The organism is Faecalibacterium sp. Marseille-Q4137 (genome assembly GCF_017377535.1).
In the GTDB taxonomy this organism is placed as follows: Bacteria; Bacillota; Clostridia; order Oscillospirales; family Ruminococcaceae; genus Faecalibacterium; species Faecalibacterium duncaniae.
In genome coordinates this window covers 59,271-70,335 of sequence record NZ_JAFREK010000015.1, presented here as the reverse complement: position 1 = coordinate 70,335, position 11,065 = coordinate 59,271, and the positions used below count along the sequence as shown (strand labels likewise).

Sequence of the window (11,065 nt, the reverse complement as noted above, 5' to 3'; positions counted from 1 at the left end):
CGATATATTCTTTATCCAAATTCACTGTGTAATTTTCAATTGGTGGATACTTTTTTCTTATGGCATACTGAATAACATTTTCATCTGCTGCAATAATAAAAGTCATTTTTTCTACTGACAAGAAAAGTTTAATTGCCTCTAATGTCTCTATAATTCGATCTGGCTGGCACCTGTCCAAGTCATCGATTAAGACAATAATATTTTCAATTGCATCATCTTCAAGAGCCTTTTGGAATTCTTCTCTGAATTTTCTGACATTATTAACAACACTATTTTCATCATTTACTTCGTCAGTTTTAATATAATCATCCCGAATCGACTGAACAGCATTAGCTGTATTCTTAACACTCTCGCCAATTGCTTCAGCATTCGTAGAAATGCTGATCATAAAAGGCACTGGATTTCCCGTTGCAGCCGATGCAATCAGAGGTGCCCCTACCGATACGGCCTTCGTCGCAAGTTTAAATAAGTCAAGCTTTTTCAACAATTTTGATATGCCGTCTTTTACTTTAGAGGGAATGTCTTTGTGTTCTTTAATTTCACGCAAAAGTGCCTCCATCAAAGCCACTTTTGCATCTTCATATCCCTCAAACATCCAAGCATTAATATTAATACATAATGTTTTTTCCTTTTTCTGTGCTTTCTCATCAATTTTCTGTTTTATCAATTTAAGAAGGGTTGATTTTCCAGCACCCCAGACTCCAAATACTCCGATGGTTAATGGTTTGTAATTTGGATTCTGAGAAATGTCTGCAATGACGTTTGCATATGGTTCATAAAACAAGATATCTACTTCTGAAGCATTATCCAACCACATTTTCAAATTCCTCCAACATCTAATCACTCTTTGCACCGCTGCTGGCAATACTCTTGAATGCCCCTAGAATAGAAGCTGATCACACGAGCATCAAAGTCATTCGCTTCTTTCAGTACCAGACCGTAGGGCATGAAATCTTCAAAATAAATTTTACACTCACCAACTGTACTCACATGTGCTACACATCTTTCCGTGTGCATAATGTACGCCCATCGCCTCCACCACCTTATTTGACTGATGCACGTTCTCTTTTCTACCATTGTACCTTCTTTTATGTTCCAAGACAAGATGTAAAAAAGCTCTTGGCCCCTATATTAAAGGCCAAGAGCTTTTTTTGCTTGCCGCTGAACTTCGGCTTTAAAGATTGTTCTCAACTTAATTTTCAATCGTCTACACTTTGCGTTTCAGATAATTCTTCCCAGTCTTCCGTGTTTCCACTCCTACGGAGATACTCATTTCCCCCATCGACAGCACATGATCCACAAAAACAAAACTTGAAATCATGTACAGAACAGCTTTCAATACTGTCCCCGCACTTTTTACACCGAATCATATTTCTCACTATTTTCATCATGCACGTCACCCGCAGTCAATTATCGAAGTTCATATCATTTTTTGAGCCGCAAATAATATTTTTCAAGGCTCTTATCGCAGACATCCACAATATGCAGCCAATCTTCCCGTGTGAGCTTGCGGAAGATGATCGGGTTTACCTCGATAGTCTCCACGTCCTTGCAGCGCATCAGGAATCGCATATCCTCAAAGCGCTTGAAGGGGTTGGAGAGGATGTTCTTCTCCACATCCTTCCGGGTATAACCGCCCTTCTGATAAATGCTGGTGGATTTCTCTGCGATCATCCCGTGCGCCTTGCGGTCCTCGTAGAAGTCGATGAAGTAGTCCACCACGTCCGGCAGAGCGACTCTGCCGCTGGTGTCCATATACTCATAGATTGCTTTGAGCAGCACCGGCTTGTAGGAGTAGCTCATGTCCATCGTTTCGATGAACTTCATGAACTTGTCCGCCATATTCTGCGGCGTAATGAGATCCCAGCCATACTGTTTCGCAATGTTGCGGATGCTTTCCTCCCGGAGATAGTGGAACATCCGCTTATCACCAAAGGGAATCGAAAGGTCCGGTTTGACTTTTCCGTCCTTAATGTAGCGTTCCACCGTCTCGGACTGCACATCCACCATCCGGACGAACTCAATCTGCGAGATCATATCCTTGACGCTGTTCTGCCAGTTGAAAAGGTCAATGATCTCATAGTCGGACACGTCGATTGGCACATCCAGCCACGCTTCCGGCTTTTCTCCCTTGAACAGCATGTCCTGATCCAGCTTCCGCTTGTTCTCCGGGGCCAGTACATAGGCCATGGGCTGATATTTTGAAATATCCAGCACCCGATGCAGACTGTATGGCATATTGAACATATTGGCGTTGTCTACAAAATCAATCACCAGCAGGTCATCTTTTCCCGGACAGCGGCGGGTGCCTCGCCCAAGCTGCTGCATATAGATTGTTTTAGACATTGTGGGTCGTGCCATGAACAGCACTGTGGTATGAGGACTATCCCAGCCCTCATTCAGCAAGTCACAGGCACAAAGAACATTCGTCGAACCGGTTTCGTAATCTTTCAGGATCTTATCCCGGATTTCTACCCGGTCACGCCCGGAAACAGCCTCTGCTTTCACCCCATTGTCGCGCAGCAGCTTCGCAATCTCCGCCGCATGATCTACACTTGCGCAAAAAATCACAGTCTTCTTGCCATTCACGTACTTCAGATAGGTATCAACAATCAACTGATTGCGCTCCGGAATGAACAGCTTACTTTCCAGATCCTGCGAGTTGTATTTGATACCATTGATTCGCACATCGGTTAGATCAATGTTGGTTTTGACCCGGATGCAGCGAATCGGCACCAGTACACCGCGCTCCACTGCAGTCTTCAGGTCCATTTTGTGGGCAACATTCTGAAACAACTCCAGCATATCCTCGCCATCACTGCGCTCCGGTGTTGCAGTCAAGCCCAGAATAAACTTCGGATGGAAGTAGGTAAAGATTTTTTGATAAGTATTAGCCGCTGCATGGTGGCATTCATCCACGATCAAATAATCAAAATCTGTCGGGGAGAATTTTTCCAGATCCTTGGAGATACTCTGCACCGTTGCAAAAATGACCGTCTGGGTCATATCCTTCTGACTTCCGGTGTACTCTCCCAAAGTCGCTTCCGGCCAGACCTTAGCAAAGGTCTCTTTTGCCTGAGATGCCAGCTTCAGGGCGTTGACCAGAAACAGCGTGCGCCCACCCACTGCCTTGGCATCCGTTGCTGCTGTGATAGTTTTACCTACGCCGGTTGCATGGTACAGCAGCGCAATGGTTTTGCCGTCCTCACGCATCTTCTTGAGGTTGTCGATGGCTTCCTGCTGGTAATCCCGAAGTTCGATGGTCAGTCCCATCTGCACCGGCAGGTCTGCTTCAAATGCCTTGAACATGGGACTGCTGCCCAAAAAGGTAATCAGCTCATCCTTAATCTTTTCCGGTTGCTTTTCAAGCTGGCTATAAATCCATCGGTATACTTTCCAGTTGTCGTAAATCAAGCTATTCTGCTTCAGGAGGTCATCCGCATACTTGTTCTCAGACACCTTGCTTGGGTTATGGTAGGTTTCGCCGTCTATCTCAATCGCAATTTTGGATTCAGGAGATTCCAGCGCAAAGTCGATATAGCGATGCCGTCCATAGATGTCCACGCAGGGGTACTGGACCTGCAAATTTTCGGTTTTCTCAGGTCCAAAAGCCTCACAGAAAAGCTGTACAAACAGCTCCTCTGCACGGCTGTTGACACTGGTTGCTTTCATTGGCTCCATGGTGGCCTCCTAAAACGATATTCCCAATTAAGATTTATAATTTTATTATATCATACGCAAAAAGCTCTGTATAGTTTGTTTCTTTGGCAAGGTTTTCTGTCCTTGCTGCTTAATTCTATACCTTTATAAGAGAACTCATTGATTTTTTATTTGACTGACATTTCCAAAAAGATAACCATAAATTTTTTTCTCAAAAGACTTAACTCTATTGCATCCATGGGCTTCTACTAAGCGAAGACACTTACAGTTGGAAGTGAAAGCGGGGTTTTACCATGGAATATAATGCAGTTTTGAATCGTGTACGCCCGATGCTGACGAACGGCAATCACCTGTCTGCGCAAGGCTTTGAGGCGCTGTTTGGCTCCTGTTCTCAGCAGGAGCAAGAACATCTGCTGGCCGAGCTGGCGGGGATTGGCATCCTAGTGGATACCAGCGCCGCTATACCCAGCAGCAGAAAGGCCGCTTCTTTCTGCCGCAGCGACTTTACCTCCAAGCAGCTTTGGTCCATGACCAACGAGCAGCTCTGCGTATTGGCACAACAGGGTGATGAGAGCGCCAAGGAGATCCTCGTGCGCAAGACCGCCGGTTTTGTCCACCTGATGGCCCGCAGAGTTCCGCAGCTGCTCGCCCATAGCTGCCTGACCGAGGAGGATAACTTCCAGAACGGCATTCTGGGACTGTTTACTGCGATCCAGCGGTTCGATGCGCTGCAGGGCTACAGCTTCCTGACCTACGCCGCTTACTGGATCCGCCAGTCCATCCTGCGCGAAGCCATCAACACCGGCCTTACGGTACGCATCCCGGTACACTATTTTGACACGCTCTGCCGGGTGCGTGTCGTCTGCACTACCTGTATGCAGCTAGATGGTCCGGATCTCTGGCATGCCATTGCCGAAGCTGAAGCCAGCAGCGGTCACTCCTGCACAGTGGAGCAGGCGCGCCACTACCTGAGCGACATGCTCGTTTACCTCAACGTTACCAGCCTGAACCTTATGGTCGGCGAGAGCCACGACACCGAGCTTGCGGAGCTTCTGGCGGATGACGTCAGCCCCGATCCTGTGGACACTGTGAGCGAGAACGAGACCGTTCAGGAAGTCCGGTTGCTTCTTTCTCAGCTTCCCGAACGCGAGTCCACTGTTCTCCGGCTGCGCTACGGTATCCCGGATGACCGCTGCCGTACACTGGACGAGATCGGTGCGCAGCTGGGCGTCACGCGGGAACGTATCCGCCAGATTCAGGTGCGTGCCGAGCGCCACCTGCGGGAGATGCTGAAGCGCCGCTCCTCATTCACTCTTTTTGCTGCCTGATTTTTTGACCTGATGGAGGATTTTGCCATGAATACATTGCTTTGTTCTTATCTTTCCGCCCATGCTGCTGAGGATACTCTGTTTGTCTTGTGGGGTTTTTCTTCGGAGGACGCCGGTCTTCCGCGTCCTTCTCTGGATGCTTTGCTGCAGCAGCGCCTGTCCCGCTACCTGAGCAGTCTGCTGCAGCAGAACCCCTGTGTGATCACCGCAGAGGAGTTTGCCCTGCATGCCGATACCCTTGCGCAGGAGTTCCCGCACATCATTCTGGTGCAGAACACCTGCTACCGCACGCTGCTCCCTGTGTCTGTGACGCTTACGCCGGAGATGCAGTCCGGCCTTCTGAGCCACTTTGACCCGGAAACGCCGCAGGATACTCCGCTGCCCGGCATTGAACCCTGCCTGCGTGTCTACTCCAACCTGCTGCATACGGAGGAAGGCATTGCCTGCTGCATTCCTTTGGACGCTCTGCTGCGTCAGTACCCGCAGGTCGAGCGCGTATCGTTTGGTGCAGCACCACATACGGTTCCCGAAACCGCCGCCAGCAGTTCTACCTTTGCGCTTACCGGAGAAGCCAATTATTTCTGCCTTGTGCAGCAGCTGCGCCGTGGCAAAACGCTCTGCGTTTCAGCCGACAGCTTCATCGGCGATGAGGCTGGTCTTGCCGACAGCCTTGCGGCGCTGGCTGGCGCTTTTCCGGGTCAGCTTTCCAGAGCGCATGCGCAGACAATGCAGCCGGAGCGCCCCGTCTGCCCGGAGGCGCGCACCCTTCTGCAGCAGCACTGGGGTTACCCGGACTTTCTCCCGCTGGATGTCTACGACCTGGACGCTCTGCATCGCGGCGAGAAGAAGCTGCGCACCATCACCCAAGAGGACATCATCGATGACCTCATCCAGCAGGCAGAGCTTTGCCGCGCGGGGCAGACTTACCGCGACCTGTTCGTGACTGCCTCCACCGGTGCGGGCAAGAGCGTGATGTTCCAGATCCCGGCCATTGATCTGGCCGAGAAATACGGGATGGTCACGCTGGTGATCTCGCCGCTGATCGGCCTGATGAACGATCAGGTGCAGGGCATGGAGAAGCACCGCTACGCCAAGGCCCGCACCATCAACTCCGACATCCCGCCCATGGTCAAAAAGACCATTGCGCAGGAGGTGCAGGAGGGCCGCTGCGACATCCTGTATCTTTCGCCGGAGTCCTTGCTGAGCCGCAGCGATATCTCCGACCTGATCGGTGACCGTGCCATCGGCCTGCTGATCGTGGACGAGGCCCATATTGTGACCACTTGGGGCAAGCAGTTCCGCCCGGACTACTGGTTTCTGGGTGACTACGTGAACAAGCTGCGCAAACAGCAGCTGAACGGTCCGCGCCAGCATGCCTTTGTCACCGCCACCTTTACGGCCACGGCCACCTATGGCGGCGAGGAGGACATGTACCGCGAGACCCTGCGCAGCCTGCACATGTCGCCGGACCCCATCGTTTATCTGGGCTGCGTGCGCCGCCGCAACATCGAGCTGTGCATCCGGGAGGTGCCCCGCGTGACCGGCCGCCGGGAGTACGAGCTGGACAAGTTCCAGGCTCTGACCGGGCAGATCACCACCGCGCTGGAGCAGGGGCAGAAGACCCTGATCTACTTTCCCACCGTCAGTCTGCTGGAGCGCTTCTACACCCATTGCCTTGCACAGCGTCTGGGCAATGCTGTGACCCGCTACCACGCGCAGCTTTCCGGCGAAGCCAAAGCGGAGAATCTGGAGGATTTCCGCAGCGGCAAGCGCCGGATCATGCTGGCCACCAAGGCCTTTGGCATGGGCATCGACATCCCGGACATTGCCCTTGTGCTGCACTTTGCCCCCACCGGCAACCTGTGTGATTACACACAGGAGATCGGCCGCGCCGCCCGTGACCCGGAGATCCACGGTCGTGCCGTATACGAGCACATGGCCAACGACTTCAAGCACATCAACCGCCTGCACGGCCTTTCCAGCATTCAGCCCTGGCAGCTGGTGCAGGTGATGCGCAAGGTGCTGCAGCTGTACCGCCAGCACCGCGCCAGCCAGCCGGCCACTGCCACCAAGCACCGCAACGAGCTTCTGGTGGACGCCGAGAGCTTCGCCTACATCTTTGCCAGCCCTAACGGCGAACACCAGCAGGACCCGCTGGCCAAGGTCAAGACCGCCATGCTGCTGATCCAGAAGGACAGCGAAGCACGCGGCTATGCGCCCTTCATCATGCGGCCCTCTCCTCTGTTCACCCACGGGTATTTCCTGCTCGGCAGCGCCGATGCCGCTGCAGTCAACCGCATCTGTACCGGTGCTGCCACCCTGCAGGATGAGGCCGCCGGAGTCTACGACGTAGACCTTGCCCGCCTGTGGAGCAGCCGCTGGCAGAACGATTTTTCCTTCCCGCAGTTCAAGTATCTGCTGTACACCCACAGCGATAAGCTGCCGCTGAATGCCCAGCTGCACCTGACCCCCGCCATGCAGCTAACGCTGGAGTGGCACGCCAATGCGGATGCTCGGTTTTCCGTACTGCTGCGCGCCCTGAAGGAGATCTTCTTCGAGGCTGCCCGCAGCGGTCAGTATCTCTACGACCGGGATGCCGCCGCCCGGCTGGCGCAGGCCGCGGGTCTGAGCAGCACCCGTGCCACCAGTGCAGTGCGCGTGGTGCTGGCGGCTGTGCAGTCCTGGCAGCAGCATTCGCCCCGCCTGCAGCGCACCCGTGTGCTGCGCCGCGGCACCACGCAGGAAGGCGCAGAGTACAGCGTCGTGGACCCGTTCATCAGCGAGTTTTTCCACTGGCTGGAGCAGAGCTTTGCTGTTCTGCACAGCGGCGAGACCTGCCGCTATCTGCCGGTGAACGATTCCGTACAGAGCAGCGAGCGTCTGACCCCGGCTCTGGGCGTGCTGGAGGAGCTGGACCTGCTCCACTTTGCCCTGCTGGGCGGCTCCAACAGCCGCCTGTACCTCTATATCAACCAGACCCAGACCCTGGAGCTGGCTGACCGCGGCTTTTACCGCAACCACCTGCTGGAGCGCATTGCCCAGCGCCACACCGATGCTGTGCGGCTGATGAGCTGGCTGTTCACCAGCGGCTTTTCCAGCGAGCAGCTCTGGGACCGCATCGAGGAATACTTCCTCGGCTTGCCCATTCAGGGCTTTGACGCCCCTTCTGCCGAATCGAGGTGATCTTTATGGCTTATCTTTTCTACTCCATTCGCGCTTCTCCGGTGTATGGTTCTTTTCTTTTGACTCAATGTGTGATATAGTAAATTTATACTCCGTAAGGGGACGGAAACCATCGGTAGTCTGCCCATGCTTCTTGATATCCAATGAGTTCCCCGCAAGGGGACGGAAACAGCCGGTCAATCCGCCCAGAAGCCTGCTCCATGACATTACAATTTATCCCCGCAAGGGGACGGAAACTCGTGCGTATCCACTGCCACATCCAGCTTGTTCCCATTGTAACTTATCCCCGCAAGGGGACGGAAACAGCTTTCCACGAATATAAGCATTAGAAGCCGGATGTTGTAACTTATCCCCGCAAGGGGACAAAAAAGCACCTCTGCCACTGGCGTTTGCCAGCAGCGGAGGTGCTTTGCTTTTTCTTATATTCTATTTTACAAGTTGGGAACTGCGCCTGCCGGAATCGTCTTTGTGACAGGCAGCGCCTTGACGCCTTCCGGAACATCCGGCTTCATGGGGCGGATCTCCTGCAGATAATCGGCCACATCCTGCAGGGTCTGTTCGATGTGGGCTGTGTCCAACGGAAGAATACGGTCGCTTTGCAGACCAAAAGCCGTATCACTGGCATGGTTGATCTGGTTGCGGTACTGCATCACACGCTGGTAGAACAGTGCCGCGTCCTCGATCTGCCACCGGACCTCCGGGTCGATCACCAGCTGACCGGAAGCGAGGATCGTATCCATATAGGCATGCATTTCTTTGGAATTTGCCACACCAAACAACATATTGCCATCTGCATCGTCCTTGCTGTGGGTCAGGCGCAGATCCGTTGTATAGGGATACTCCTTTTGCATCAAAGTCAGGCGGCAGAAATGGAAGTGGAACAGCGGATATACCCACGCCTTGCCCTTATTCTGATTCTGTTCTGCCAGATATGCCCAGCCGGTTTCTGTAGGCTGCACAAAAAGATGACGGCAGACATAGGCCGGCATCTGCTCGCACAGCAATGTCAGCGCCTGCTGGTACATGCCGTGTTCTGCGCACCAGCTTACCAGCACAGGAAGATTGTTTTTGGGGGAAGCCAGCAGACCTTCAAATTCTGTGCGGAAGCGGTCATTCAGCAGGTGGAAGAACAAGCTGGTCAGATTTTTGCTCTCCTTGGGCGGCGCCTGCAGTGCCTGTGCGATCTGGCTCAGGTCTTCATTCAGCGCCTGCACCCGGCACAGCGCCAGATCATCCGAGAACTGGTTGATCCGGGCCAGCAGTGTGTGCAGAGCCGGGTCGCTTTCGCCCTCGCTCCACAGATAGCCTTTCAGCTTCTGTGCAGTGCCGGTGGAAAAGAACTCGTCCATGGCCGTGATGAGGTCGAACAGGCTGTACAGCTGACTGCTGTCATGGATGCGGGAAGTGCCATCCGGAAGCAGTTCGGAGTAGATCACCCTGCGGGTCTCCACACCGCGCAGGTCACGCATACAGCGAGCTGCTGTTACCAGAAGCATCGCCGTGTCCCGCATGCCGCCGGAAAGGTCGATGGAAAGGGTATTTTCCGCTTCAATTTTTCCCAGCAGCAGAGAGACAGCCCGGAACTGTGCCTTGTCGTCCATGCTGTCCGGTACCGGGATCACCACAAGCCGCTCTGCCGGAATGCCCGCCGAAGGCAGGAATACATCCCGGAAATATTCCACGGTGGTGCAGGTTTTCCCGTCCGGCAGATGCACGGTAGGGCTGGTGCGCACCAGCTCACTGCACAGTGCCAGAATACAATCCGGACCTTCCTTGTGCTTTTTCAGCTCCAAAACCGCCGCTTCGTTGGTCTGGGTATGAATGTTCGGATTTTTGCCGAAGGGGCTCATATATAAAAGCAATACACTGCGTTCCATCTTATACCTCCTCCTGTTCCGCTTTCATCTGCATCAGTTTTTGCTGCCATGTTTTGCGCCGCTGCGATACAGCCGCTTTGCTCACCCCGAGAAACTCTGCCACGGTCTTATCCTGCGCCGGGTTGCGCCCCGGCTCCAGCAGCGCATGGACGGCAGCGCATTCCCGTGCCTTGGGTGCATAGGGCGGCCGAACCGTAAATTCCACATACCGGTGCAGCAGCAGGATATCCCACAGGCAGTTGTCCTGTTCCAGCGGACGCAGATCATCGCAGTTTGCCAGCCGCGCGGGTGCATCCTCTGCCGGATCCAGTGCGTCATTGTTGCGCAGAAAGCCCATCAGCACGCTGCTCCACAACGGGCCAGCTGTCTTGCCGTATTTTTCCTTCTGCTGCAGGTTCATCAGCCCTATGCCGCGGTGCAGCCATGCCAGCATTTCACTGCTCTGCTCCACCTTTTCTTCCACGCTTTTTTCTTGGGAAACTACCCGGTCGCCCAGCGCCGAATCCTCTCCACCAGTGTCGTCCAGACTGAGTACCGACTGCTTATTGCGCAGTGCTTCCCGCAGGGTCTTTACGCCCACCCCGACAATATCGGCGATCACCTGTTCTTTTTCCGGGTCACGACAGAGCATACTCTCTATAATTCCGTTCTTTTCCATGTACTCCAGCGCTTTTTTGATTTTGCGGTTCGTCTCGCGTCCGAAACCCGTCACAGCCATTTCTTCCTGCTGCTGGTCGTGTGCCTGTGCATGACGGACAGCGGTGCGCAGATACATACTGAAGGTCTGCCCCGGCTTTGCTTCCCAAAAATCAAACGCATCCAGAAACGCCTTGCAGAAATCCACGCTGTTCCATGCATCTTCTCCCCTTCCGGGAGTCTGTGTGGTCAGAAAGCATTCCGCCCAGAACGTGCGGAACCGTTCATCATTGGCATCGTGCAGCTTTTTACGCTGTTCCGGCGGCAGCTGCAGCAGCGGCGAAGCATCAATGTCCGCCCATGTTTTCACATCATTCATCG

Annotated in this window: 6 protein-coding genes; 2 read left to right on the top strand and 4 right to left on the bottom strand. The window is 53.6% G+C overall.

Annotated features, from left to right (window positions below; all coding sequences use genetic code 11):
• Together J3353_RS08020 and J3353_RS08015 are read right to left on the bottom strand one after the other, a co-directional pair.
• Positions 1-817, bottom strand: an 817-nt coding sequence (locus J3353_RS08020; protein WP_242700899.1) for a P-loop NTPase fold protein, incomplete at its 3' end; no start/stop codon positions are given.
• A gap of 608 nt (positions 818-1,425) precedes the next feature.
• Positions 1,426-3,681 carry a DEAD/DEAH box helicase family protein gene (locus J3353_RS08015; protein WP_207684618.1) on the bottom strand — a complete coding sequence of 752 codons (2,256 nt, stop codon included), beginning with the start codon at positions 3,679-3,681 and terminating at the stop codon, positions 1,426-1,428.
• A 272-nt stretch (positions 3,682-3,953) separates the two neighbouring features.
• Between J3353_RS08015 and J3353_RS08010 the strand changes: the two genes are divergently transcribed.
• A complete protein-coding gene (locus J3353_RS08010; protein WP_207684617.1) occupies positions 3,954-4,988 on the top strand; it encodes a sigma-70 family RNA polymerase sigma factor in 1,035 nt (344 codons plus the stop codon).
• Positions 4,989-5,015: 27 nt separating this feature from the next.
• On the top strand, positions 5,016-8,171 hold the full coding sequence (locus tag J3353_RS08005; protein WP_207684616.1) for a DEAD/DEAH box helicase: 3,156 nt from the start codon (positions 5,016-5,018) through the stop codon (positions 8,169-8,171).
• Positions 8,172-8,602: 431 nt separating this feature from the next.
• Here the strand turns inward: J3353_RS08005 and J3353_RS08000 are convergent, their stop codons facing one another.
• A complete protein-coding gene (locus J3353_RS08000) occupies positions 8,603-10,048 on the bottom strand; it encodes a TM1812 family CRISPR-associated protein (protein WP_207684615.1) in 1,446 nt (481 codons plus the stop codon).
• A gap of 1 nt (position 10,049) precedes the next feature.
• Entirely contained in the window at positions 10,050-11,063 is a 1,014-nt protein-coding gene (locus J3353_RS07995) for a hypothetical protein (protein ID WP_207684614.1), read from the bottom strand.
• Positions 11,064-11,065 lie beyond the last annotated feature (2 nt).